The 24,911-nt window shown below is 47.5% G+C and carries 24 protein-coding genes and 1 pseudogene; 21 read left to right on the forward strand and 4 right to left on the reverse strand.

Annotation, left to right across the window (positions count from 1 at the left end; all coding sequences use genetic code 11):
* Positions 1–687 (reverse strand): type 1 glutamine amidotransferase domain-containing protein, encoded by a 687-nt coding sequence (locus tag D908_RS10830; RefSeq protein WP_005524213.1) that lies wholly within the window; start codon positions 685–687, stop codon positions 1–3.
* A 222-nt stretch (positions 688–909) separates the two neighbouring features.
* Here D908_RS10830 and D908_RS10825 point away from each other — a divergent pair, with 222 nt between their 5' ends.
* From D908_RS10825 to glmU, 16 genes and pseudogenes are all read left to right on the forward strand, one after another.
* Complete coding sequence (locus tag D908_RS10825; RefSeq protein WP_235047352.1) at positions 910–1,764, forward strand: LysR family transcriptional regulator; 855 nt, start codon at positions 910–912, stop codon at positions 1,762–1,764.
* A 164-nt stretch (positions 1,765–1,928) separates the two neighbouring features.
* Positions 1,929–2,363, forward strand: coding sequence for an FMN-binding protein MioC (gene mioC, locus D908_RS10820; protein ID WP_000581310.1), 435 nt, complete (start codon positions 1,929–1,931; stop codon positions 2,361–2,363).
* 477 nt (positions 2,364–2,840) lie between these two features.
* A complete protein-coding gene (gene mnmG, locus D908_RS10815; RefSeq protein WP_005524215.1) occupies positions 2,841–4,736 on the forward strand; it encodes a tRNA uridine-5-carboxymethylaminomethyl(34) synthesis enzyme MnmG in 1,896 nt (631 codons plus the stop codon).
* Entirely contained in the window at positions 4,736–5,368 is a 633-nt protein-coding gene (gene rsmG, locus D908_RS10810) for a 16S rRNA (guanine(527)-N(7))-methyltransferase RsmG (RefSeq protein ID WP_001068955.1), read from the forward strand. The genes mnmG and rsmG overlap by 1 nt, the downstream gene beginning before the upstream one ends.
* A 14-nt stretch (positions 5,369–5,382) precedes the next feature.
* On the forward strand, positions 5,383–6,156 hold the full coding sequence (locus D908_RS10805) for a ParA family protein (RefSeq protein WP_005524217.1): 774 nt from the start codon (positions 5,383–5,385) through the stop codon (positions 6,154–6,156).
* 23 nt (positions 6,157–6,179) lie between these two features.
* A complete protein-coding gene (locus D908_RS10800) occupies positions 6,180–7,061 on the forward strand; it encodes a ParB/RepB/Spo0J family partition protein (protein WP_005524218.1) in 882 nt (293 codons plus the stop codon).
* A 189-nt stretch (positions 7,062–7,250) separates the two neighbouring features.
* Positions 7,251–7,639: pseudogene (locus D908_RS0119305) on the forward strand (F0F1 ATP synthase subunit I).
* A gap of 8 nt (positions 7,640–7,647) precedes the next feature.
* Positions 7,648–8,460, forward strand: coding sequence for a F0F1 ATP synthase subunit A (gene atpB / locus D908_RS10795; protein ID WP_000729879.1), 813 nt, complete (start codon positions 7,648–7,650; stop codon positions 8,458–8,460).
* A 43-nt stretch (positions 8,461–8,503) separates the two neighbouring features.
* Complete coding sequence (atpE, locus tag D908_RS10790; RefSeq protein ID WP_000450922.1) at positions 8,504–8,761, forward strand: F0F1 ATP synthase subunit C; 258 nt, start codon at positions 8,504–8,506, stop codon at positions 8,759–8,761.
* A gap of 73 nt (positions 8,762–8,834) precedes the next feature.
* A complete protein-coding gene (gene atpF, locus D908_RS10785) occupies positions 8,835–9,305 on the forward strand; it encodes a F0F1 ATP synthase subunit B (RefSeq protein ID WP_005524219.1) in 471 nt (156 codons plus the stop codon).
* A gap of 14 nt (positions 9,306–9,319) precedes the next feature.
* Complete coding sequence (gene atpH / locus D908_RS10780; RefSeq protein ID WP_001281806.1) at positions 9,320–9,853, forward strand: F0F1 ATP synthase subunit delta; 534 nt, start codon at positions 9,320–9,322, stop codon at positions 9,851–9,853.
* Positions 9,854–9,866: 13 nt separating this feature from the next.
* The gene (atpA, locus tag D908_RS10775; RefSeq protein ID WP_001176735.1) at positions 9,867–11,408 is read left to right on the forward strand and encodes a F0F1 ATP synthase subunit alpha; all 1,542 of its coding nucleotides are present in this window, start codon (positions 9,867–9,869) and stop codon (positions 11,406–11,408) included.
* A gap of 44 nt (positions 11,409–11,452) precedes the next feature.
* Complete coding sequence (atpG, locus tag D908_RS10770) at positions 11,453–12,319, forward strand: F0F1 ATP synthase subunit gamma (protein WP_000896518.1); 867 nt, start codon at positions 11,453–11,455, stop codon at positions 12,317–12,319.
* Between the two features lie 34 nt (positions 12,320–12,353).
* Positions 12,354–13,757, forward strand: a complete 1,404-nt coding sequence (gene atpD / locus D908_RS10765; protein WP_000190489.1) for a F0F1 ATP synthase subunit beta — start codon at positions 12,354–12,356, stop codon at positions 13,755–13,757.
* Between the two features lie 18 nt (positions 13,758–13,775).
* Positions 13,776–14,198 (forward strand): F0F1 ATP synthase subunit epsilon, encoded by a 423-nt coding sequence (locus D908_RS10760; protein WP_000719050.1) that lies wholly within the window; start codon positions 13,776–13,778, stop codon positions 14,196–14,198.
* A gap of 247 nt (positions 14,199–14,445) precedes the next feature.
* Positions 14,446–15,807, forward strand: a complete 1,362-nt coding sequence (gene glmU, locus D908_RS10755) for a bifunctional UDP-N-acetylglucosamine diphosphorylase/glucosamine-1-phosphate N-acetyltransferase GlmU (RefSeq protein ID WP_005524220.1) — start codon at positions 14,446–14,448, stop codon at positions 15,805–15,807.
* Positions 15,808–15,868: 61 nt separating this feature from the next.
* On the opposite strand, the gene punC is transcribed toward glmU, so the two are convergent.
* Positions 15,869–17,071 (reverse strand): purine nucleoside transporter PunC, encoded by a 1,203-nt coding sequence (gene punC, locus D908_RS10750; RefSeq protein WP_005524225.1) that lies wholly within the window; start codon positions 17,069–17,071, stop codon positions 15,869–15,871.
* A 157-nt stretch (positions 17,072–17,228) separates the two neighbouring features.
* On the opposite strand from punC, the gene punR reads away from it, so the two are divergent.
* Positions 17,229–18,134, forward strand: coding sequence for a DNA-binding transcriptional activator PunR (gene punR / locus D908_RS10745; protein ID WP_000491960.1), 906 nt, complete (start codon positions 17,229–17,231; stop codon positions 18,132–18,134).
* 64 nt (positions 18,135–18,198) lie between these two features.
* Here the strand turns inward: punR and fadA are convergent, their stop codons facing one another.
* Together fadA and fadB are read right to left on the reverse strand one after the other, a co-directional pair.
* Entirely contained in the window at positions 18,199–19,362 is a 1,164-nt protein-coding gene (gene fadA, locus D908_RS10740; protein ID WP_005524227.1) for an acetyl-CoA C-acyltransferase FadA, read from the reverse strand.
* Positions 19,363–19,388: 26 nt separating this feature from the next.
* The gene (gene fadB / locus D908_RS10735; protein ID WP_005524230.1) at positions 19,389–21,560 is read right to left on the reverse strand and encodes a fatty acid oxidation complex subunit alpha FadB; all 2,172 of its coding nucleotides are present in this window, start codon (positions 21,558–21,560) and stop codon (positions 19,389–19,391) included.
* Positions 21,561–21,776: 216 nt separating this feature from the next.
* Here fadB and D908_RS10730 point away from each other — a divergent pair, with 216 nt between their 5' ends.
* The 4 genes from D908_RS10730 (at position 21,777) to D908_RS10715 (ending at position 24,725) form a co-directional block, all read left to right on the forward strand.
* On the forward strand, positions 21,777–22,412 hold the full coding sequence (locus tag D908_RS10730; RefSeq protein WP_005524232.1) for a YigZ family protein: 636 nt from the start codon (positions 21,777–21,779) through the stop codon (positions 22,410–22,412).
* 19 nt (positions 22,413–22,431) lie between these two features.
* Positions 22,432–23,889, forward strand: coding sequence for a TrkH family potassium uptake protein (locus D908_RS10725; RefSeq protein WP_001160593.1), 1,458 nt, complete (start codon positions 22,432–22,434; stop codon positions 23,887–23,889).
* A gap of 23 nt (positions 23,890–23,912) precedes the next feature.
* Positions 23,913–24,437: a menaquinone-dependent protoporphyrinogen IX dehydrogenase gene (hemG, locus tag D908_RS10720; RefSeq protein WP_005524234.1), complete on the forward strand. Its 525-nt coding sequence runs from the start codon at positions 23,913–23,915 to the stop codon at positions 24,435–24,437.
* A 147-nt stretch (positions 24,438–24,584) separates the two neighbouring features.
* Positions 24,585–24,725, forward strand: coding sequence for a hypothetical protein (locus D908_RS10715; RefSeq protein WP_005524236.1), 141 nt, complete (start codon positions 24,585–24,587; stop codon positions 24,723–24,725).
* Positions 24,726–24,911: the final 186 nt, after the last annotated feature.

The raw sequence follows: 24,911 nt of genomic DNA on the forward strand, positions 1-24,911 counted from the left end.
TTAGTTGCCCACACTCAAGTGGTTGAGCAACAATGTGGCGACGGGAGTCGAAGAGGCGGGATTTTGTCCCGTAATCAGCAGACCATCGTCCACCACATACGGAGCCCAATCATTACCACGAGAGAAGATCCCCCCTTTAGACTTCAGCTCATCTTCAACGAGAAACGGTACAACATCCGTCAGTTCTACTGCGGCTTCCTCGGTATTAGTAAAGCCCGTCACTAATTTGCCTTCGACAAGAGGGCGACCATCAGGCTTTTTGACGTGACGCAGCACCCCAGGTGCGTGGCAAACCAGTGCGACCGGTTTATTCGCCGCAAGGAAGTCTTCGATCAGCGAGATCGAATGTTTATCTTCAGCCAAATCCCAGAGTGGACCGTGACCACCAGGATAAAACACAGCATCAAAATCAGCTTGATTCACGCTATCCAAACGCACGGTTGCTGCAAGTTGAGCTTTGGATTGTTCATCTGCTGTGAAACGGTGAGTATCATCAGTTTGAAACGCAGGTTCGTTACTTTTAGGGTCGAGTGGAGGCTGCCCACCTTGAGGGGAAGCCAATACAATATCTGCGCCAGCATCTTTAAATACGTAATAAGGAGCGGCCAGCTCTTCAAGCCAGAAACCCGTTTTCTTGCCTGTGTTACCGAGCGTATCGTGGGAAGTTAGTATGATTAGAACTTTCATCTTAGGATCCTTCTGTCAAAAAATGCCACGCTAGAGATAGGTAGCTGTCGATATTGGGATTTAGACTTGCCGTGTCAGCTTGTCGGTAAGACGATAATGACTCCTGCCGATATATTTCAGAAATTTACTTCTATAATTTTAGATATACACATGAGGCTATATCTGGATGAGATACGATCTGAATCTGCTCCCTGTTTTCTGATGTTAATGGAGGAGCGAAGCGTGACTCGGGCTGCAGACCGACTGGGGATAACCCAACCTGCATTGTCCAATTCTCTGAACCGTCTGAGAGATACTTTTCAAGATCCGCTATTTATCCGAGAGAGGTATGGCATCAAACCAACACCGCTGGCTGAGGAAATTGCGCCAACGATTGCAGCCTCGCTGGCGCAGTTGGATGAGCTAATAGTAAACCAGCAAGAGTTTCAACCTGAAAACGCGGAGCGACTATTCACACTTGCGCCCAACAGCTATGTGGAACTGGTATTAATGCCAGCTCTTATTGCAAAAGCTCGGGCACTAGCCCCCAAGATCAAGTTCCGAATGACTCCATTTGGCAATGATCTGACCGAAACCGGAGCCATTTCTGGCACCACAGCATTAGTACTGGGCAGGATCGTGTCCCCTCCAGATAATTTTGTGGTTCAACATCTTATGGACGATGGACTCACCTGTGTGGTGCGTAAAGATCATCCTTATATTCAAGACCACATTTCCCGAGAGCAGTATGAGAAACTCAAGCACGTAAACGTACTCCCTCCAGGCAAATTACGGGCAGGCCTTTTCCAAGCCTTGGAGCAGCAGCACCTCAAACGAGAAGTAGCGGTTTCTGTCACTCATTTTCTCGCTGTACCAGAAATGCTGGCAGTGACGGATTACTGTGCAACACTCCCGAAACTCATAGGTAAAAGCCTTGAGCGAGACCCACGACTGAAGATACTGCCAGCTCCCGTTGATCTCGGTACTTTTCCCGTACAAATGGGATGGCATGTTCGTTATCGCCATGATCCTGCCCATAAATGGTTACGCTCGATGATCGAAGCGTTAGCCAAAGAGATAACTTCAAAAACCGAATAGGACTATCTTGATATTGGTTGATACCCACAATGATTAAACCATGCCATTGCTTTCAGTACATAGCTGAGAGAATATCTATGCCTTTGGTGAGTAAATGGGTACTGGTCGCATACAAATGGCTGGTTCTATAAAGACTTTCTGTATTGGGGAAATAGAGTAACGCTATGATTCATATCATTACTGGCAGCACCCTAGGCGGTGCGGAATATGTGGGTGATCACCTCAGCGATCTACTGCAAGAACAAGGATTTGATACCAAAATTCACAATCAGCCCAACTTCAATGACATTCCGGCAAAAGGAACTTGGTTGATCATCACGTCGACACACGGTGCTGGCGAATACCCAGATAACATCCAACCTTTCATTCAGGCACTGCAGAATACGCCACCCAACACTTCTGCGCTGCGTTATGCCGTCGTCGCAATTGGCGATTCCAGCTACGATACCTTCTGTGCTGCAGGTAAACACGCTTATCATCTTTTGGCTGATATTGGAGCAAAACCACTGGCCAACTGCTTCACTATCGATATTCAAGAACATCCCGTACCAGAAGATGCCGCTGAAGCTTGGTTAAAACGCGTCATCAACCGCTTCTAAGCAAGCAATCGAATCGATACCAAGAGCGGCGAATATGCCGCTCTTTTTTATGCTCTGTGGATAAACAAGAGCAATATGGAAAATCAAATGCTGATTTTTTAAGCAATCAGTATGTGGATAACTACACTATTATCCGGTGATCTTCCTATAGTTATCCATATAATAAGTTTTAGATCTCCAAGTGCCTGTGTATAACATAGGATTTTGATCCCAGCTAATCCTTGATCAGATCAGTGCTTGATCACATGATCTGATCCTTTCAAATTGCATGATCTTGTTGATCATTTTTTACTTATCCACAAGGATCATGCTCCTTAATAGTAGATCTAATAAAAAGATCTCTATATAGATCTTTATATATATTTAATTGCCTCTCACGATCGAAAAAGCAGGAAAGCGATTTTCTAGCCAACCGAAAGAGGTTAGAATACGCCTCTTTTGTTAACCCATAGTCTCAATGAATACCTGAGGTCGTTCATGCTTTATCACGAAACATTTGACGTCATTGTGGTTGGTGGCGGTCACGCAGGAACGGAAGCCGCACTCGCTGCAGCACGTACAGGACAGCGTACGTTACTTCTCACTCACAATATTGATACCTTAGGCCAAATGTCCTGTAACCCTGCTATCGGCGGGATCGGCAAAGGACATTTAGTCAAAGAAGTGGATGCGATGGGCGGTTTGATGGCACAAGCTATCGATCACGCAGGTATTCAATTCCGAACGCTGAACGCCTCGAAAGGCCCAGCTGTTCGCGCTACGCGTGCGCAGGCTGATCGTGCGCTCTATAAAGCTTATGTGCGTAGCGTTCTGGAAAACACACCGAATCTCACTCTGTTCCAACAAGCCGTGGATGATGTGATCGTCGAAAATGATCATATTCGCGGTGTAGTCACCCAGATGGGGCTGAAGTTTCATGCCAAAGCGGTGGTATTGACTGTAGGTACCTTCCTTGGCGGTAAGATCCACATTGGTCTAGAAAACTTCGCGGGTGGTCGCGCAGGGGATCCTCCATCGATCGCTTTGGCACACCGTCTACGTGAACTGCCATTTCGTGTTGATCGATTAAAAACAGGCACCCCCCCACGTATTGACGCCAATAGTGTTGATTTCTCGGTTCTGGAAGCGCAGCACGGTGACAATCCAACCCCTGTTTTCTCATTTATGGGTAAACGTGAGCATCATCCACGCCAAATTCCGTGCTACATCACGCATACCAATGAGCGTACCCATGATGTGATCCGCGCAAACCTAGATCGCAGCCCTATGTATGCTGGGATCATCGAAGGGATCGGCCCTCGTTACTGCCCATCGATCGAAGATAAGGTGATGCGTTTTGCAGATAAAAACAGCCATCAGATCTTTATCGAGCCAGAAGGTTTAACCACCACCGAACTCTATCCGAACGGAATTTCCACCAGCTTGCCATTTGATGTACAAGTGCAAATCGTGCGTTCAATGAAAGGTTTTGAGAATGCACATATTGTTCGTCCGGGCTACGCGATTGAATACGATTTCTTCGATCCGCGTGATTTGAAGCAGACTTACGAAACCAAATTTATCCATGGTTTGTTCTTTGCAGGCCAGATCAACGGTACGACGGGTTACGAAGAAGCGGCGGCACAAGGCTTAATGGCGGGTTTAAACGCAAGTTTGTACAGCCAAGACAAAGAAGGCTGGAGCCCACGTCGCGATCAAGCCTACATGGGTGTGTTGATTGACGATCTCTCAACAATGGGGACGAAAGAGCCGTACCGCATGTTCACTTCTCGTGCTGAATATCGTCTGCTGCTACGTGAAGACAACGCCGATCTGCGTTTGACGGAAAAAGCCCGCGAACTGGGTTTGGTGGATGATGAGCGTTGGGCGCGTTTCAACCAAAAAATCGACAACATGGCGAAAGAGCGTCAGCGTCTGCAAGAAACTTGGATGAATCCAAATTCTGTTGGCGTAGAACAGCTCAATGCTTTGCTGAAAACACCAATGTCGCGTGAGGCCAGCGGTGAAGATTTGTTGCGTCGCCCTGAAATGACCTATGAATTGCTCACCACTTTGCCAGCATTCACTCCAGCATTGGAAGATAGCGAAGCCGCTGAGCAAGTCGAAATTCAAGTGAAATACGATGGTTACATTCAACGCCAGCAAGATGAAATTGAAAAATCACTGCGCCACGAACACACCAAGTTGCCTATAGATCTGGATTACAAGCAAGTTAAAGGACTGTCTAACGAAGTGGTTCTGAAGTTAAGTACGGCTAAGCCAGAAACTATTGGTATTGCTTCACGCATCTCCGGCATCACTCCAGCGGCGATTTCCATTTTGTTGGTTCACCTGAAAAAACACGGCATGCTGAAGAAGGGAGAAGCGGCGTAATGAATCCGTTACGAGTCAAATTAGACGCCCTGATCAGTAACACCACGCTATCGGTGACGGAGCAGCAACGTGAGCAGTTAGTCGGTTATGTGCAACTGCTCGATAAATGGAACAAAGCGTACAACCTAACGTCTGTGCGTGATCCAATGGAAATGCTGGTGAAACACATTCTCGATAGTCTGGTAGTGAGTGTGCATCTTGAAGGTGAACGCTTTATTGATGTTGGAACTGGACCAGGGTTACCTGGGATCCCTCTGGCGATCATGCATCCGGATAAACAATTTGTGTTGCTTGATAGCCTCGGTAAGCGGATCCGTTTTTTGAAACAAGTGATCCACGAACTCAAGATCAACAATGTTTTACCTGTTCAGAGCCGAGTCGAAGAATTCGATCCTGAGCAAGGTTTTGATGGTGTGCTGAGTCGAGCCTTTGCTTCCATGACCGATATGGTTAATTGGTGCCAGCATCTGCCTAAACCGAACGGTGGAGTGTTTTTAGCACTTAAAGGCGTACGACCTGACGATGAAATCACCCTACTCCCAGAGTGGTGTTCTGTGACCGATATCAAAGCTTTGCAAGTTCCTGAGTTGGAAGGTGAGCGTCATCTTGTAATCTTATCGCGCAAGGGATAATAGCGAGGCATACCGTGGGTAAAATCGTAGCAATCGCCAATCAGAAAGGCGGAGTTGGGAAAACAACAACTTGTATTAATCTGGCGGCCTCTATGGCCGCGACCAAACGCAAAGTACTTGTCGTGGATCTTGACCCGCAAGGTAATGCCACTATGGCTAGTGGGGTCGATAAATATCAGGTTGATTCCACTGCTTATGAACTTTTGGTTGAGGGTGCACCGTTTGACCAAGTGGTATGCCGCAAAACAACCGGACATTACGATTTGATTGCGGCCAATGGTGATGTGACCGCCGCCGAAATCAAATTGATGGAAGTCTTTGCCCGTGAAGTGCGCTTAAAAAATGCTTTGGCGTCAGTGCGTGATAACTATGATTTCATCTTTATTGATTGTCCGCCTTCTTTAAACCTTCTTACAATCAATGCCATGGCAGCAGCAGATTCTGTGCTGGTTCCTATGCAATGTGAGTATTTTGCGTTGGAAGGTTTAACTGCATTGATGGATACGATCAGCAAATTAGCAGCCGTGGTGAACGATAACCTCAAGATAGAAGGTATATTGCGTACAATGTACGATCCACGTAATCGCTTAGCCAATGAAGTGTCTGATCAATTGAAAAAACACTTCGGTAGTAAAGTCTATCGTACGGTTATTCCACGTAATGTTCGTTTGGCGGAAGCGCCAAGTCATGGTAAGCCAGCGATGTATTACGATAAGCAATCGGCAGGGGCTAAGGCCTATTTGGCATTAGCTGGCGAGATGTTACGTCGCGAAGAGATTCCCGCATAAAACAACTATAGGAATTCGTTTACATGACTAAACGTGGTTTAGGAAAGGGACTGGATGCACTGCTGGCAACCAGTTCGTTAGCTCGCGAAAAACAACAAGTGGCTTCACTGAGTCAGTCGATGTCGACTGAAGGTGAGCTGGCTGATTTGTCCATTTCTAACCTTAAACCCGGTATCTATCAGCCGCGTAAAGATCTCTCGCCAGAAGCTCTAGAAGAGCTGGCTGCCTCTATTCAATCCCAAGGCATTATTCAGCCGATTGTTGTGCGCCACTTGTCAACGGGAGGCTATGAGATCATTGCCGGTGAACGTCGTTGGCGTGCAGCCAAGCAAGCAGGCTTAAAGCAAGTGCCTTGTTTGATCAAGCAAATAGAAGATCGTGCAGCGATCGCCATGGCCTTGATCGAGAACATTCAGCGTGAAGATCTGAATGCGATGGAAGAAGCGCAAGCCTTAGAGCGTTTGCAAAACGAATTTAGCCTCACCCACCAACAAGTGGCTGAGGTGATTGGTAAGTCACGTACAACAGTGACTAACCTACTGCGTCTTAACCAATTGAGTGATGACGTGAAGCGTTTGCTGGAAACTAAACAGCTGGAAATGGGCCATGCTCGTGCCCTGCTTATGCTAGAAGGTGAGCAACAAGTTGAAGTAGCCCAGCAGGTGGCGAAGAAGCAGATGACAGTTCGTCAGACCGAACAGCTTGTAAAAAAATGCTTAACTGACCCCTCTGACACAAAAAACGTGTCAGAAGACCTAGAAATACAGCAAATGTCACAAAATTTAAGTGAAAAATTGGCAGCAAAAGTCTCTATAGTGAGATCTCTAAACGGTAAATCGAAAGTGACGATTAGTCTTGATGAACCTCACAAATTAGAGCTACTGATTGCCAAGCTACAAAACTAAGTGAGATAATTGATTTAAATCAATTGTGATAAATCACATTGTTTATGCGGAAGTTGTCGGATTGTATGCAAAATTGTAACTTTTTGCGGTGTTTTCATTGCAATCAGTTGATGCCACCGTATAATTTTCGCCAATTCCCCAGTCCGAAAAAGCGGTTCGAGCTGTGGTGATTACTAGAGGTAAGAATACATGGTAGCTGTGCTAGCGAGGCAAGGACGAGAGCTTGCAAAGCGATTGTTATTGATCCAGTTCAGTGCGGTTATGGTTGCGGCAGCTGCGTTTACAGTGGCTGTGAATGGTGATTGGGGCTTTCAGCCTTGGTTGGTGGTGGTATTTTTGTCATTGCTAACGCTGTTTTTGCGTGTTGTGCTTTCCTGTTTGCAGGGGCTAGGGCGTTAAAAATGGTCGCGATCTCGTTTTACACGGGCGAAGCTCTGAAAATTCTGATCACCATAGTCCTGTTCTCCGTTGCCTACATGTATATGCAGTTGGAACTTGTTCCACTGAAGCTAACCTATTTGCTGGCTCTAGGTATCAATATCTGTGCGCCAGTGCTATTCATTAACAACAAAAAATAGGATGAGTTATGGCTGCGCCAGGTGAAGCGCTCACACCTTCCAGTTATATCACTCACCACCTTTCTAACCTTTCAACTTACAAGTTGGGGTTAGTGGCGGAAGAGTCGAGTTTCTGGAATGTACACATCGATAGCCTGTTCTTCTCTGTTTTAACTGGACTGATATTCCTTGGAGTATTTCGTGCAGTAGCCAGAAAAGCGACAGCGGGTGTTCCGGGTAAGCTGCAGTGTGCTGTTGAGATGGTGGTAGAGTTCGTTGACAAAAACGTCAAAGATACTTTCCATGGTCGCAATCCACTAATTGCTCCTTTGGCACTCACTATCTTTTGTTGGGTATTTTTAATGAACTTGATGGACTTAGTGCCTATCGATTTCTTACCTTACCCAGCACAGCATTGGCTTGGTATCCCTTATCTGAAGGTGGTGCCGTCTGCTGATGTGAATATCACCATGGCTATGGCTCTAGGCGTATTTGCTCTGATGATTTACTACAGCATCAAAGTGAAAGGTCTGGGCGGGTTTGCAAAAGAGTTAGCACTACACCCGTTTAATCACTGGATCATGATCCCGTTCAACCTGCTGATTGAAGTTGTTTCGCTGCTGGCGAAGCCTCTGTCACTTGGTATGCGTCTGTTCGGTAACATGTTCGCAGGTGAAGTAGTGTTTATTCTATGTGCGGCCATGCTGCCATGGTACCTGCAATGGATGGGATCCCTGCCTTGGGCTATCTTCCATATCTTGGTTATTTTGATCCAGTCGTTTGTATTTATGATGTTGACCATTGTTTATATGTCAATGGCTCATGAAGATAACGATCATTAATAAATTGAATTTTTAATACCCATTGAATCTTTGGAGAAATTAGATGGAAACTGTATTGAGCTTCTCTGCAATCGCTGTAGCTATTATTGTTGGTCTATGTGCGGTTGGTACTGCGATTGGTTTCGCTGTATTAGGCGGAAAGTTTTTGGAAGGCGCTGCTCGTCAACCTGAAATGGCTCCTATGCTGCAAGTTAAGATGTTCATCATCGCAGGTCTGCTGGACGCGGTTCCAATGATCGGTATCGTAATCGCTCTGCTATTCACATTCGCAAACCCATTCGTTGGTCAGCTAGCTGGTTAATCAAGCTTTGTCCTGACAAATCGATAAGATTTGTCGTTGATTAACACTAAGTCCACTTTAGGGGGTAGCTGTTGTGAATATGAACGCAACTCTGCTAGGTCAAGCAATTGCCTTTGGTATGTTTGTGTGGTTCTGCATGAAGTATGTGTGGCCACCAATTATCAAAGCAATTGAAGATCGTCAGAAGAAAATTGCTGATGGTTTGCAAGCCGCTGAGCGTGCAAAGAAAGATCTAGACCTGGCACAAGCTAATGCTTCTGATCAATTGAAAGAAGCAAAACGCACAGCAACTGAGCTCATTGAGCAAGCGAATAAACGTAAAGCGCAAATCATCGACGAAGCGCGTGAGGAAGCTCAGGCAGAACGCCAGAAAATCCTGACTCAAGCTGACGCCGAGATTGAAGCAGAACGTAACCGTGCTCGTGATGAGCTGCGTAAACAGGTTGCAACTCTGGCAATTGCTGGTGCTGAGAAAATTCTTGAGCGTTCAATCGATAAAGATGCGCATAAAGATATTCTCGACAACATTACTGCAAAACTTTAACGGAGGGGGCGCATATGTCGGATTTGACTACAATCGCACGCCCCTACGCTAAAGCAGCCTTTGATTTTGCGGTAGAAAAACAGCAACTGGACAATTGGAACCAGATGCTTGCTTTCGCCGCTGAAGTCGCAAAAAACGAACAAATGCACGAGCTGTTAACCAGCTCGGGCTCAGCTAGTAAATTGGCTGAGATTTTTATTGCAGTTTGTGGCGAACAGCTTGATGGTCATGGCCAAAACCTGATTAAGGTAATGGCAGAAAATGGTCGTTTGTTGGCAGTTCCTGCGCTTTATGAGCACTTTGCTGTGCTAAAGCAGGAACATGAGAAGAAAGTGGATGTGGAAGTGATTTCCGCCACTGAACTCAGTGAACAACAGCGTTCAGAAATTGGCAGCAAGCTTGAGCAGCGTTTAGAGCGCAAAGTTCAGCTGAATTGCAGTGTAGATGAGACTCTGCTTGGCGGGGTTATTATTCGAGCCGGAGACTTAGTCATCGATAACTCAGCACGCGGACGTTTGAAGCGTCTGAGCGATGCATTGCAGTCTTGATGGGGATTGGAGCATGCAACTTAATTCCACGGAAATTAGCGATCTGATCAAACAACGTATTGAATCTTTCAATGTTGTTAGTGAAGCTCGCAACGAAGGTACTATCGTATCGGTAAGCGACGGTATCATTCGTATTCACGGTCTTGCAGATATTATGCAAGGTGAAATGATTGAATTACCGGGCAACCGTTATGCACTGGCACTGAACCTTGAGCGTGACTCGGTGGGTGCGGTAGTAATGGGTCCATACGCTGACCTGCGTGAAGGCATGAAAGTAACAGGTACTGGCCGTATTTTGGAAGTTCCTGTTGGTCCTGAATTGCTGGGTCGTGTAGTTAACACACTGGGTGAGCCTATTGATGGTAAAGGCCCAATCGGTGCAAAACTGACTTCACCTGTTGAAGTTATCGCACCGGGTGTTATCGATCGTAAATCGGTTGATCAACCTGTTCAGACTGGTTACAAATCAGTTGACTCGATGATCCCAATCGGCCGTGGCCAGCGTGAGCTGATCATCGGTGACCGTCAAACAGGTAAAACTGCTTTGGCGATTGACGCGATCATCAACCAGAAAAACTCTGGTATTTACTCTATCTATGTTGCTATCGGTCAGAAAGCTTCAACTATTGCGAACGTGGTTCGTAAACTGGAAGAGCACGGCGCACTGAAAAACACCATTGTTGTGGTGGCATCTGCGTCAGAATCTGCTGCACTGCAATACCTCGCACCTTACTCAGGTTGTGCGATGGGTGAATACTTCCGCGATCGCGGTGAAGATGCTCTGATTGTGTACGATGACCTGTCTAAACAGGCTGTTGCTTACCGTCAAATCTCACTGCTTCTGCGTCGTCCACCAGGTCGTGAAGCTTTCCCTGGCGACGTATTCTACCTCCACTCTCGTCTGCTAGAGCGTGCTGCTCGTGTAAATGAAGAGTACGTAGAGCGTTTCACTAAGGGTGAAGTGAAAGGTAAGACTGGTTCTCTAACTGCTCTGCCAATCATCGAAACTCAAGCAGGTGACGTATCGGCATTCGTACCGACTAACGTAATCTCGATCACTGATGGTCAGATCTTCCTACAAACTGAGCTGTTCAACGCGGGCGTACGTCCAGCGGTTGACCCAGGTATCTCAGTTTCTCGTGTAGGTGGTGCAGCGCAAACCAAGATCGTTAAGAAGCTCTCTGGCGGTATCCGTACTGCTCTGGCTGCTTACCGTGAACTGGCGGCGTTTGCTCAGTTCTCTTCTGATTTGGATGAAGCGACCAAGCGTCAGCTGACTCACGGTCAGAAAGTAACTGAACTGATGAAACAGAAACAGTATGCGCCTATGTCTGTATTTGATCAGGCACTGGTTATCTTTGCTGCGGAACGTGGCTATCTGACAGACGTAGACCTGAATAAGGTTCTCGACTTCGAAGCTGCTCTACTATCGTATGCTCGTGCTCATTACGCTGAATTGGCAGCGCAAATCGACAAGACGGGTGCTTACAACGATGAGATCGAAGCTCAGCTGAAGAAGCTGGTTGACGATTTCAAAGCAACCCAAACTTGGTAATGAGGTCGGTGGCAGTTTCTGCCACCAACTAACGGAGAGTAACGATGGCCGGCGCAAAAGAGATACGTACTAAGATCGGGAGTGTGAAAAGCACTCAGAAGATTACGAAAGCGATGGAAATGGTGGCTGCTTCTAAAATGCGTCGTTCACAGGACGCAATGGAGTCATCACGCCCTTACGCACAAACAATACGTAAAGTGATCGGTCATGTCGCCAACGCAAGTCTAGAGTATCGTCATCCGTATCTAGAAGAGCGTGAAGCGAAGCGAGTTGGTTACATCATTATTTCTACAGACCGCGGTTTGTGTGGTGGCTTGAACATTAACCTGTTCAAAAAAGCGATCACCGATATGCAAACCTGGAAAGAAAAAGGTGCGCAAATTGAGTTGGCGATTATCGGCTCTAAAGCAACCTCCTTTTTCAACAACAGCGGCGCGAAAGTAGCGGCTCAGGTTTCTGGTTTGGGTGATAGCCCAAGCTTAGAAGATCTGATCGGCTCGGTTGGCGTGATGCTGAAGAAATACGATAAAGGCGAATTAGATCGCCTCTATCTGGTGTTCAACCAGTTTGTGAACACCATGGTGCAAAAACCAAAGATCGATCAATTGCTACCTTTGCCAAAATCGGACAGCGAAGATATGCAGCGTGGTCACATGTGGGATTACATCTACGAACCAGAACCGAAGCCTCTGTTGGATGCGCTTTTACTGCGCTTCATCGAGTCACAGGTTTACCAAGGTGTTGTAGAGAACCTAGCGTGTGAGCAAGCAGCCCGAATGGTTGCGATGAAAGCTGCTACCGATAACGCGAGCAACCTGATTGATGATTTACAACTTGTGTACAACAAAGCCCGTCAGGCTGCGATTACACAAGAATTGTCGGAAATCGTAGGCGGCGCGGCTGCGGTTTAAGCTTAGGTAAAACAAACAGTTTAGAGGATTAACGATGGCTACAGGTAAGATCGTACAGATCATCGGTGCGGTAGTCGACGTAGAGTTCCCACAGAGCGAAGTACCAAGTGTTTACGATGCTCTGAATGTTGTGGATTCCAAAGAACGTCTGGTTCTGGAAGTTCAACAGCAGCTAGGCGGTGGCGTGATTCGCGCTATCGTTATGGGTAGCTCGGATGGTTTACGTCGTGGAATGACAGTACAAAACACTGGCGCTCCAATTTCAGTACCAGTAGGTACTAAAACCCTAGGTCGTATCATGAACGTGCTTGGTGATGCGATTGACGAACGTGGCGACATTGGCGCAGAAGAGGTGTATTCAATTCACCGTGCTGCACCAAGCTACGAAGAACAGTCTAGTGCAACTGAACTGCTGGAAACGGGTGTTAAGGTTATCGACCTGATCTGTCCGTTTGCGAAAGGCGGTAAAATCGGTCTGTTCGGTGGTGCGGGTGTAGGTAAGACCGTTAACATGATGGAACTTATCAACAACATCGCGCTTCAACACTCAGGTTTGTCAGTATTTGCTGGTGTAGGTGAGCGTACTCGTGAGGGTAACGACTTCTACCACGAAATGCAGGAAGCGGGCGTTGTAAACGTTGAACAACCAGAACTGTCGAAAGTAGCGATGGTTTACGGTCAGATGAACGAGCCACCAGGCAACCGTCTGCGTGTAGCACTGACTGGTCTGACTATGGCGGAACGATTCCGTGATGAAGGCCGTGACGTACTGCTGTTTATCGACAACATCTACCGTTACACCCTAGCGGGAACGGAAGTATCTGCTCTGCTTGGCCGTATGCCTTCAGCGGTAGGTTACCAGCCAACACTGGCTGAAGAGATGGGTGTTCTGCAAGAACGTATCACGTCAACCAAGAAAGGTTCTATCACTTCTGTACAAGCGGTATACGTACCTGCGGATGACTTGACTGACCCATCACCAGCAACCACGTTTGCTCACTTGGATGCAACCGTTGTTCTGAACCGTAACATCGCAGCTATGGGTCTATACCCAGCGATCGACCCACTGGATTCGACTTCACGTCAATTGGATCCATTGGTTGTTGGTCAAGAGCACTACGATGTGGCGCGTGGCGTTCAAGCGACTCTACAGCGCTATAAAGAGCTGAAAGACATCATCGCGATTCTAGGTATGGACGAACTGTCTGAAGCGGACAAGCAAGTGGTTGCTCGTGCGCGTAAGATCGAACGTTTCCTGACTCAGCCTTACCACGTAGCAGAAGTCTTTACTGGCGATCCAGGGGTATACGTATCTCTGAAAGAAACCCTACGTGGTTTCAAAGGTCTGCTGGCAGGTGACTACGATGACATTCCAGAACAAGCGTTTATGTACTGCGGTACGATTGACGATGCTATCGAGAATGCGAAGAAGCTATAAGGCTGACTAGGAGGCGATATGGCAGCAATAACCTTTCATCTGGACGTTGTGAGCGCAGAGAAAAAACTGTTCTCTGGCTTGGTTGAAACGTTTCAGGTGACCGGTAGCGAAGGTGAGCTGGGTATTTTCCACGGCCATACACCGCTGCTGACCGCTATCAAGCCTGGTATGGTGCGTATTGTGAAACTGCACGGCCACGAAGAGTACATTTATGTCTCTGGTGGTATTGTTGAGGTTCAGCCGGGCACAGCAACTGTGTTGGCAGATACCGCAATTCGTGGAGAAGATCTGGACGCAGCTAAGGCAGAAGAAGCCAAACGTCGTGCGGAAGAGCGTATTCTCAACCAGCATGGCGATATGGACTTTGCACAAGCGGCCAGTGAACTGGCTAAAGCCATCGCACAGCTTCGCGTGATTGAACTGACGAAAAAACGTCGTTAATTATGCAAATAAGCTGATAAAAAGCCTGACATGTGTCAGGCTTTTTTGTCTCTTTTTTGATAGCAATTGTGCGAGATATTGTGATGTTATGGGATGTTTTTCGTCCCGTTATTGAGTGATTACCAGTAAATAAACCCTATTTTCTATGAAAATAATCGCTCTTCTTATTTTCGAGATAATCGGCAATTAACTATTTTAGGTTTGCTGTTTAGAATACGACGCAGAAAAATGACTAGGTAGATAACAAATGAAATTCAGTACGGTAATTCTCGCGGCAGGGAAAGGAACTCGTATGCACTCTAATATGCCGAAGGTGCTGCATACATTAGCTGGTAAACCTATGGTGAAACACGTTATTGATACGTGTAACAACTTAGGTGCGCAAAATATTCATCTGGTTTATGGCCATGGTGGCGACCAGATGCAGCAAGCTCTGGTGAATGAGAACGTCAATTGGGTTTTGCAAGCGCAGCAACTCGGTACTGGTCATGCTGTGGATCAAGCCTCTCCGCACTTCCAAGATGATGAAAAAATCTTGATTCTGTACGGTGATGTTCCGCTGATTTCAGAAGACACTATTGAAAGTTTACTTGAAGCGCAACCAACCGATGGTATTGCTCTATTGACGGTTGTGCTTGATGACCCAACGGGTTATGGCCGTATCGTACGTAAACGTGGCCCTGTGGTGGCGATCGTTGAGCAAAAAGATGCCAGCGAAGAGCAAAAGCTGATCAAAGAAGTCAACACCGGAGTGTTGGTGGCTACAGGCCGTGATCTCAAGCGTTGGCTGGCAGGCTTAAACAATAATAACGCGCAAGGTGAATACTACCTGACCGACGTGATTGCTGCAGCACACGATGAAGGCCGCGCGGTTGAAGCGGTACACCCTTCACACTCAATTGAAGTGGAAGGGGTGAATGATCGCATTCAGTTAGCTCGTCTTGAGCGTGCTTTCCAAGCTCGTCAGGCGAAGAAGCTGCTTGAGCAAGGTGTGATGTTGCGCGATCCGGCACGATTTGATCTGCGTGGTGCTTTGCAGTGCGGCTCAGATGTGGAAATCGATGTTAACGTGATCATCGAAGGTAATGTTTCGATCGGCAACAACGTGGTGATTGGCGCGGGCTCAATTCTCAAAGATTGTGAGATTGACGATAACACTGTGATCCGCCCATACAGCGTAATTGAAGGCGCGACTGTCGGTGAAAACTGTACGGTTGGGCCGTTTACTCGTCTACGTCCAGGAGCAGAGCTGCACGATGACGCTCATGTCGGCAACTTTGTTGAGATGAAAAATGCCCGTCTTGGTGAAGGTTCAAAAGCCAATCACCTGACTTATCTTGGCGATGCTGAAATTGGCAAAGGCGTGAATGTGGGCGCAGGTGTGATCACCTGTAACTACGATGGTGCAAATAAACACAAAACCGTGATTGGTGATGATGTGTTTGTAGGTTCTGATTGTCAGCTCGTTGCGCCTGTGACGATTGGTAACGGTGCGACCATTGGTGCTGGTACTACCCTGACTAAGAATGTGGCTGAGGGGGAGTTAGTTATCACTCGCGCACCAGAGCGTAAAATTGCTGGCTGGCAGCGTCCGGTGAAAAAGAAATAATTGAACTGATTGAAAAAAGAGCCGCATTCGCGGCTCTTTTTGTATTACTCAGAGTTCTATTTTATTCATCACTGACAACGCGTGAATTATCCGGCGTAGTGAACTGTTCGCGCAATGTACGGTTGGAAAGTACATAGCCTAACCACAAACCACCAGTACAAAGCACAATAGCAATACCCGTTACTGGCTGAGCTTGGCTGGCCATTGCCGCTACCAGAGCACTGGATAAACTGCTGACACTGATCTGTAAGCTATTTTGTAATCCTGCTGCCGTTGCTGGACTTTGTTTGGCACTGGATAAAGCACGGTTAACCACAATCGGGTAAAGCGCACCATTGGCTACTGCAATCAAGCAGAATGGAGCCAAAATTGGCCAAATCGAGCTGAGCGTCCATTGTGACGCGACAAAAATCATCGCGGCTGAGAGAGTAAACAGTGCAATCAACTGCTTGAGCACCAACTCATCACCGTATTTTTGTACCGCTTTCTTACCTAGATAACCACCGACCATGAAAGCAATGGTTTGTGGAATGAAGCTCAAGCCAATATCACGCGCTTGATAGCCAAGCTGCGCCATGATTTCTGGCATCCCGGTCAGGTAGGCAAAAAATGCTGCCGATGCACAAGCAAACATCATCACATTGCCCAGATAGGTTTTGCTTTTCAGTAAACCTTTAATGTCTTGCGCGATGGAAGTGGTTTTTGGCTCTGCCACCTCATTGGTTTGTAAGCTCGTACTCACCACCAAAACAATACCCATCAAGGTTAAGGTTAAAAAGATGCTGTGCCAGCCAAAGTGATCCGCCAGTACCACACCCAATTGTGGTGCCAGTGCTGGAGACAGCGCCACCAGTGGCATGATGGTGGCAAACAGTTGCTGGCTCACCGAGCTTGGGTAACGTTTGATCACCATAGCTTGCCAAATGACGGCTGGTGCACATACACCAATAGCCTGGATAAAGCGCAGCAGCAATAGTTGCCATACCGTGGTGCAGAAAGCGAGTCCGGCAGAGGCTATAGTAAAGACTAACAATCCAGCAATCAGCGTATTGCGATGGCCAAATTTGTCAGAAGCTAACCCCCACATCAATTGCCCGAGAGCCATACCAACCAAGAACACCGTCAAGGATAAGGCGATTTGTTCTGGGCCGGTGGCAAAAGCGGTTTCCATCATTTTAAACGCAGGCAGATACATGTCGGTTGCGATAAAACCGAGCATGGAGAGTGCCGAGAGATAAACCAACTGGAAGAAGGAGACTTTCATTTGTTTAATATCCATCAAAATTATTCACACATGTTTTTTCAGTATCCATTGGCGTGAGCCAGGATTTTACTGTACTCACATTCTATTTTTGTCTGATGATGAAGAGAAACGGCAAATTTTTAGGTTATCATTCAAAAAATTTGATAGGTGGTGAGTGATGTTTTCTAAATCCTCTTTGGAAATGTTGGACGCTGTGGCGCGTTTGGGCAGTTTTACTGCGGCGGCAGAGGTGCTGCACAAAGTGCCTTCGGCGATCAGCTACAGTGTGCGCCAGATTGAGAGCGAGCTTGGTGTTGTGCTGTTTCAGCGTTTGCCACGTAAGGTGGAACTGACTCCGGCGGGTGAGCTGTTTATGCTTGAAGCAAGGCAGTTATTGCGCCAGATGGAGGAGATCCGTGCGCAAACCAAACGCGCTGCGCATGGTTGGCGTAAAACCTTAAAAGTAACACTCGATAACGTAGTCAAGCTGGATAAGATGAAGCCGATGGTGGAAGCCTTCTACCAAACTTTTGATTTCGCCGAGCTACAGATCAACATGGAAGTGTTCAACGGCTCGTGGGAAGCGATTGCACAAGGCCGCGCCGATATTGTTATTGGCGCAACAGCAGCAGTACCAGTTGGTGGCGATTTTGAAGTGCGCGATATGGGCATTCTCGACTGGGCATTTGTGATGTCCCCCAATCATCCTTGTGTGCGTGAGCAGAATTTGAGTGAAGAGTTTATCAGTCAGTTTTTAGCCATCTGTTTGGATGATACCTCAAGCGTGCTACCCAAACGTCATACTGAGCACTATCCGAAACAGCGCCGCTTGCTATTGCCAAACTGGTACAGTGCGATAGAAAGTTTAAAGAGTGGGTTAGGCGTGGGCTATATGCCAAGACATATGGCGCAGCCGCTGCTTGCTAGTGGGCAGTTGGTGGAGAAAGTGCTGCCAGATGAAAAGCCGCTTAGTCGTTGCTGCTTAGTGTGGCGCAAAGATGATAACCACAAATTGATTGAGTGGATGGTGAATTATCTGGGCAGTAGCGATCAACTTTATAGTGATTGGCTTCAGGCTAAATAACTCAATAAGAAGAGCCAGCAGCGCTGGCTCTTAAAATACTCCTCTGAGAGAGGTAACTGAATGGTTATGGGCGCTCAAAAATGGTCGCGATACCCTGACCTAAGCCGATACACATGGTAGCAAGGCCGTATTTCGCGTCTTTGGCTTCCATTAAGTTGATCAGCGTAGTTGAGATGCGCGTACCAGAGCAACCCAGTGGATGACCCAGTGCAATCGCGCCGCCATTGAGGTTCACCTTGTCATCCATCATCTCCAGCAAGCCCAAATCTTTGGCACAAGGCAGAGATTGCGCGGCAAACGCTTCGTTCAGTTCCACTACATCCATATCCTGCATGGTTAAGCCCGCGCGTTTGAGTGCTTTATGCGTAGCGGGTACTGGGCCGTAACCCATGATGGAAGGATCGCAACCGGCAACGGCCATCGCTTTAATGCGGGCGCGAATGGTTAACCCGAGTGCTTTGGCTTTTTGCTCACTCATTACCAACATCGCTGAAGCACCATCCGAGAGTGCTGAAGAGGTTCCCGCGGTCACGGTTCCATTGGCCGGATCGAACACTGGGCGCAGTTCGGCTAAACCAGCCACTGTGGTTTCTGGGCGGATCACCTCATCGTAATCGAGGGTGAACAGCGTTCCATCGGCGGCATGACCTTCGGTTGGTAGAATCTCATTTTTAAAGCGACCTTCTAATGTTGCCGCATGGGCACGCGCATGAGAGCGCGCGGCGAACTCATCTTGCTGTTCACGACTGATGCCATGTAGCTTGCCGAGCATCTCAGCGGTCAGTCCCATCATTCCCGCTGCTTTCGCAACGTTCTTGGATAAGCCCGGATGGAAATCAACGCCGTGGGTCATCGGCACGTGGCCCATGTGCTCGACACCACCCACTAAACAGATTTCCGCATCTCCCACCATAATCGCGCGCGCAGCATCGTGTAGGGCTTGCATGGACGATCCACACAAACGGTTCACGGTCACCGCGCCAATCTCAATCGGCAGACCTGCAAGCAGAGCCGCATTACGCGCAACGTTAAAACCTTGTTCAAGCGTTTGCTGCACACAGCCCCAATAAATGTCTTCAATTTCTTTTGGGTTAACTTGCGGGTTACGCGCCAGAATGCCTTTCATCAAATGTGCCGAAAGATCTTCCGCGCGTTGGTGGCGGAAAGCACCGCCTTTAGAGCGCCCCATCGGAGTACGCAAGCAATCAACAATCACTACAGTATTCATTTTTGTCATTCCTTTTCCAAACCGATTTACAGTGCACTGGCTTGCTGAGCGCTGTAGAAGGATTTTCCTTGCTGCGCCATGCTCTTCAGCAGTTGCGGTACTTGATAGAGTGCGCCGAGGCTGGCGTATTTTTCTGCCATAGCCACATAGTTAGCGACCCCGATAGTATCCAGATAGCGGAATACACCACCACGGAACGGAGGGAAGCCAAGACCGTACACCAGCGCCATGTCTGCTTCTTGCGCAGAAGCGATGATCCCTTCTTCAAGGCAGAGTACCACTTCATTAATCATTGGAATCATAGTGCGTTCAATGATGGTTTGTGGATCAAAGCTTTGTGGTGCGCCGCATACCGGAGCGAGAATGGCTAGCACGTCATCGCTGAAGGCTTTTTTCGGTTTGCCTTTTTTATCAACAGTGTACTGATAGAAGCCGCTGCCATTTTTCTGGCCAAATTTTTTCGCTTCGTACAGGGCATCAATCGCTTCTCGGCCGGATTTGGCCATACGAGTTGGGAAGCCTTCCGCCATCACTGCCTGAGCGTGGTGCGCGGTATCAATGCCGACCACATCAAGCAAATACGCCGGGCCCATTGGCCAGCCGAATTGACGCTCCATCACTTTGTCGATTTCGGTGAAGTTCGCGCCATCACGCATCAGCAGACTAAAGCCTGCAAAGTAAGGGAACAGTACGCGGTTAACGAAAAATCCTGGGCAGTCATTGACTACAATCGGTGATTTGCCCATTTTCGCCGCATAAGCGACCACTCGGTTGATGGTGTCTTCTGAGGTGTGTTCACCACGGATGATTTCCACTAAAGGCATGCGGTGCACTGGGTTAAAAAAGTGCATACCACAGAAATTCTGCGGGCGCTTGAGCGATTTGGCGAGGAGATTAATTGGAATAGTCGAGGTGTTGGAGGTCAGAATCGTCTCTTCATCAACTTGCCCTTCCACTTCGCTGAGTACTGCCGCTTTGACTTTTGGATTTTCGACCACGGCTTCGACAATCACATCCGCTTGATCAATCCCTGCGTAATGTAGAGAAGGAGTGATGGAAGCCAGAATACCCGCCATTTTGAAACCATCGATCTTGCCGCGTTCTAACTGTTTGTTAAGTAGCTTGGCCGCTTCGGTCATGCCCAACTCTAAGGAGTGCGGTGCAATATCTTTCATCAGTACTGGCACGCCTTTTAAGGCTGATTGATACGCGATGCCACCACCCATAATGCCCGCACCGAGCACGGCAGCGTGTGTAGTATCTTGGCTTGCTGCTTTCGCCGATTGTTTGGCTAGGCCTTTAATGTACTGATCATTGAGGAAAATACCGACCAGCGCTTGTGCTTCGGTAGACTTCGCTAGCTTGATGAAGTGTTTGCGTTCGATATCCAGCGCAGCATCGCGTGATAAACGCGCCGCTTCTTCAATGGCGACTACCGCGGTCATCGGTGCTGGATAGTGTTTACCTGCCACTTGCGCCACCATGCCTTTTGCCATGGTAAAGCTCATCATGGCTTCCAGTTTGCTTAAGGTCAGCGCTGAGGTTTTCTGCTGACGGCGTTTTTGCCAATCCAGCTTCTCTTCAATCGCTTGAGTCAAAGTGGTGATTGCGGAATCGATCAGCTTATCGCTATCGACAATTGCATCCAGTAATCCAACTTTCAATGCTTCTTCCGCACGGCACGCTTTACCTTGAGTGATGATTTCCATCGCACTGTCGGCACCAATCAAACGTGGCAGACGCACAGTTCCGCCAAATCCCGGCATGATGCCCAGTTTGGTTTCTGGCAAACCAATGCTGGTGGTAGCATCACCAATACGAAAATCGGTAGCGAGCACACATTCGCAGCCACCGCCAAGGGTGTGGCCTTTTAAGGCTGACAAGGTCGGGAAAGGTAAATCTTCCAGCTTGTTAAAAATACGATTGGCAAACTGCAACCACTCATCCAACTCCGCTTCTGGTTTGGCAAACAGCCCCAGAAATTCGGTGATATCAGCGCCGACGATAAAAGCCTCTTTATCTGAGCTGAGTAGGAGGCCTTTGACACTGGGATCCGCGGCGAGCGCATCTAACGCTTTATCGAGTGATTCAAGCGTGTGTAGATCGAGTTTGTTAACGGAAGCAGGAGCGCAAAAGGACAGCTCGGCAATTCCATTAGCGAGTTGGTTTACCTGTAGGGTTTTGGCTTGGTAAATCATTGTCTATCTCCGTGACATACAATCAGTGATTGCGTGAGAGAGCGGTTATTGTTGTCATATTCTGGTTTGACCAGTTAATTTAGTGTGAACCGGAGAATGGTTAATTTCAATACATTTTTTAAACAACTGTTTAACATTGTGCGCTGTCGCTGAGAGTCGTTATTTCGAATGCATATCATGCTAGACTGTGCCACTTTATTTTTGAGCGCTCGAATCATGAACCTTCAGCCGTATCTCATTCCTGCTGAACCCACTCAGTTTGAAGAAGAGATCAAAAAAAGCCTCTTTATTACTTATCTGGCACACACTCCGGGTATCGACTCGGCGAAAGCTTTTGTCGAAGAGATAAAGCGTCTCCATGCCGATGCACGGCATAATTGCTGGGCATTTGTGGCCGGTCGACCGCAAGATTCTATGTTGTGGGGATTTAGTGATGATGGGGAACCATCCGGTACTGCAGGTAAGCCAATATTGGCTCAACTTACTGGCAGTGGCGTGGGAGAGATCACCGCGGTGGTCACGCGTTATTATGGCGGTGTATTGTTAGGAACGGGTGGGCTCGTTAAAGCCTATGGTGGTGGAGTGCAGCAAGCGCTCAAGCTACTTCAAACTATTGAGAAAAAAATCACCACATCTGTGCACCTGACGCTAGACTACGCCATGATTCCATTACTTCATTCCTTGATGGCGCAATTCTCAGCCACTGAAATGGAGGCTCACTATAATGAACAAGTACAGTTGGTCGTGGAATTAGAAGCGTTGCAATGCGATGCCTTCATACAAGCCGTGATCAATAAAAGTGGCGCGAAAATACAGGTGAACAGCTCACCAGAACACACTGTCAGAACTTAGCGAGTCAGCACAAACCATAATGCAATTTCGTTCAATTATCCGTATTGTCGGGCTTCTGCTCGCTCTGTTTAGCGTTTCTATGCTTGCGCCTGCGTTGGTGGCTTTGATCTACCGCGATGGGGCGGGTGTACCGTTTGTCTCGACCTTTTTTGTGCTGCTGCTGTGTGGTGGCTTATTTTGGTTTCCTAACCGCCATCATAAACATGAATTAAAAGCACGAGATGGCTTTTTAATTGTCGTTTTGTTTTGGACGGTAATCGGTAGCGCGGGTTCGTTGCCTTTTCTGCTCGCGGCCGATCCTAACATCTCAGTGACCGATGCCTTCTTCGAATCCTTTTCGGCATTAACGACCACGGGAGCCACCGTGATTGTGGGGTTAGATGAGCTCCCTAAAGCTATTCTTTTTTATCGCCAATTTTTGCAATGGTTTGGCGGCATGGGGATCATCGTACTCGCAGTAGCGATTTTGCCCGTGCTCGGCATCGGTGGTATGCAGTTGTATCGAGCTGAAATCCCTGGGCCAGTCAAAGACACCAAAGTGACTCCACGTATTGCGGAAACCGCGAAAGCACTCTGGTATATCTATTTAAGTTTGACCATTGCGTGTGCCGCTGCCTTTTGGCTGGCAGGGATGACTTTATTTGATGCCATTTGTCATAGCTTCTCTACTATCGCCATCGGTGGCTTTTCTACCCATGATGCGAGTATTGGCTATTTCGATAGCTACGCGATTAACCTCATCACAGTGATCTTTCTGCTGATTTCGTCGTGTAACTTCACTTTGCACTATGCCGCTTTTGCCAGTGGTGGGGTGCATCCGAAATACTATTGGCGCGATCCTGAGTTTCGCGCTTTCTTCGTCATCCAAATTCTGCTGTTTGTGATCTGCTTTTCTGTGTTGCTGAAGCACCACGCTTATGACAGCTTTTACCAAGCGTTTGACCAAGCGCTGTTTCAAACCGTATCTATTTCCACCACGGCTGGTTTTACCACAACTGGATTTTCGGACTGGCCGCTCTTTCTACCTGTGTTATTGCTGTTCTCTTCTTTTATAGGGGGGTGTGCGGGTTCAACAGGCGGCGGCATGAAAGTGATCCGTGTTTTGCTACTAACCCTACAAGGGGCACGGGAGATGAAACGCCTCGTTCACCCACGCGCCATCTACCCGATCAAATTGGGTGGTAGGGCACTCTCGCAGCGCGTCGTGGATGCGGTATGGGGTTTCTTCTCCGCTTATGCGCTGGTATTTGTGGTTTGTATGCTTGCGTTAATCGCAACGGGAATGGATGAGCTCAGTGCATTTTCTGCGGTGGCCGCAACACTTAATAACTTAGGGCCAGGCCTGGGGGAAGTTGCCGTACATTTTGCGGATGTAAATGACAAAGCCAAATGGATTTTGATCGCATCTATGCTGTTTGGTCGCTTAGAAATATTTACTCTACTGATTCTGCTTACGCCGACATTCTGGCGTAGTTAGGTATAACTCGTGAGGAGAGAGCTGTGAAAGCGCTATTTTTGTATTCAAGCCAAGAAGGGCAGACGCGGAAAATTATCGAACGTATCGCGCAGCAGATGCCGGAATACGATTGTGATATCCAAGATCTGCATCAGGTAAGTGACATAGCGCTAGCTGATTACGACAAAATCTTGATTGGTGCATCGATTCGTTATGGCCGCCTCAACGAAAAACTCTATCAGTTCATTCAAGATCATCTTAACGACCTACGCAGTAATAAAGCCGCCTTCTTTTGCGTTAACCTTACAGCAAGAAAAGAAGAGCAAGGAAAAGATACACCAGAAGGGAGTGTCTATATTCAAACCTTCTTGAAAAAGTCACCTTGGCAGCCAGAGCGTATCGCCGTATTTGCTGGGGCGCTGTATTACCCGCGCTACCGTTGGTTCGATAAAATGATGATACGTTTAATCATGACGCTAACTGGTGGAGAGACCGATACCAGTAAAGAAGTGGAGTACACTAACTGGAATAAAGTCTCTCAATTTGCCGAACAATTCCGCAATTGGTAGAGAAAACCATCACTTTCAGGCCTTGGTGACTCTTTTTTCATCGAACAGTGAAAAAAGACGAAAAAAAATCAAAAAAACACTTGTCAGTGTGAAGTAGATCTCTATAATGCGCCCTCACTGACACGGCAGACGCAACAGGCGCTCGCAGTGATTCAGTTCGGTATTTTAGGTGGCGAAATCGCCAACGAAAATAAACTGAAAAAAGTGTTTGACACGACAGTTTATCTCGCTAAAATGGCCGCCTCTTCTGAAGCAGACCGCCAAGAAGACCGCTCTTTAACAATATAAACCAATCAATCTGTGTGGGCACTCGTTGATGATAATCGCAAAAGATTTATCAATGAACTGAGTGACCATTTGAATGAGCAATCATTCAGCACAGTCAATTCAACATTACAATGTAATGTTATCAGTATTCATTGAGCCAAAACTTTAATTGAAGAGTTTGATCATGGCTCAGATTGAACGCTGGCG

This window comes from Vibrio mimicus CAIM 602 (genome assembly GCF_000338875.1).
In the GTDB taxonomy this organism is placed as follows: domain Bacteria; phylum Pseudomonadota; class Gammaproteobacteria; order Enterobacterales; family Vibrionaceae; genus Vibrio; species Vibrio mimicus.

What these genes read in the sequence shown, in the direction of transcription:
- punC (WP_005524225.1), bottom strand. Translation starts at nt 17,071, where the DNA reads ATGAAAGTCTCCTTCTTCCAGTTGGTTTATCTCTCGGCACTCTCCATG.
- glmU (WP_005524220.1), top strand. Translation starts at nt 14,446, where the DNA reads ATGAAATTCAGTACGGTAATTCTCGCGGCAGGGAAAGGAACTCGTATG.
- D908_RS10800 (WP_005524218.1), top strand. Translation starts at nt 6,180, where the DNA reads ATGACTAAACGTGGTTTAGGAAAGGGACTGGATGCACTGCTGGCAACC.
- atpD (WP_000190489.1), top strand. Translation starts at nt 12,354, where the DNA reads ATGGCTACAGGTAAGATCGTACAGATCATCGGTGCGGTAGTCGACGTA.
- atpH (WP_001281806.1), top strand. Translation starts at nt 9,320, where the DNA reads ATGTCGGATTTGACTACAATCGCACGCCCCTACGCTAAAGCAGCCTTT.
- atpE (WP_000450922.1), top strand. Translation starts at nt 8,504, where the DNA reads ATGGAAACTGTATTGAGCTTCTCTGCAATCGCTGTAGCTATTATTGTT.
- fadB (WP_005524230.1), bottom strand. Translation starts at nt 21,560, where the DNA reads ATGATTTACCAAGCCAAAACCCTACAGGTAAACCAACTCGCTAATGGA.
- D908_RS10725 (WP_001160593.1), top strand. Translation starts at nt 22,432, where the DNA reads ATGCAATTTCGTTCAATTATCCGTATTGTCGGGCTTCTGCTCGCTCTG.
- atpA (WP_001176735.1), top strand. Translation starts at nt 9,867, where the DNA reads ATGCAACTTAATTCCACGGAAATTAGCGATCTGATCAAACAACGTATT.
- fadA (WP_005524227.1), bottom strand. Translation starts at nt 19,362, where the DNA reads ATGAATACTGTAGTGATTGTTGATTGCTTGCGTACTCCGATGGGGCGC.
- D908_RS10760 (WP_000719050.1), top strand. Translation starts at nt 13,776, where the DNA reads ATGGCAGCAATAACCTTTCATCTGGACGTTGTGAGCGCAGAGAAAAAA.
- atpG (WP_000896518.1), top strand. Translation starts at nt 11,453, where the DNA reads ATGGCCGGCGCAAAAGAGATACGTACTAAGATCGGGAGTGTGAAAAGC.
- punR (WP_000491960.1), top strand. Translation starts at nt 17,229, where the DNA reads ATGTTTTCTAAATCCTCTTTGGAAATGTTGGACGCTGTGGCGCGTTTG.
- D908_RS10830 (WP_005524213.1), bottom strand. Translation starts at nt 687, where the DNA reads ATGAAAGTTCTAATCATACTAACTTCCCACGATACGCTCGGTAACACA.
- atpB (WP_000729879.1), top strand. Translation starts at nt 7,648, where the DNA reads ATGGCTGCGCCAGGTGAAGCGCTCACACCTTCCAGTTATATCACTCAC.
- rsmG (WP_001068955.1), top strand. Translation starts at nt 4,736, where the DNA reads ATGAATCCGTTACGAGTCAAATTAGACGCCCTGATCAGTAACACCACG.
- mioC (WP_000581310.1), top strand. Translation starts at nt 1,929, where the DNA reads ATGATTCATATCATTACTGGCAGCACCCTAGGCGGTGCGGAATATGTG.
- D908_RS10730 (WP_005524232.1), top strand. Translation starts at nt 21,777, where the DNA reads ATGAACCTTCAGCCGTATCTCATTCCTGCTGAACCCACTCAGTTTGAA.
- mnmG (WP_005524215.1), top strand. Translation starts at nt 2,841, where the DNA reads ATGCTTTATCACGAAACATTTGACGTCATTGTGGTTGGTGGCGGTCAC.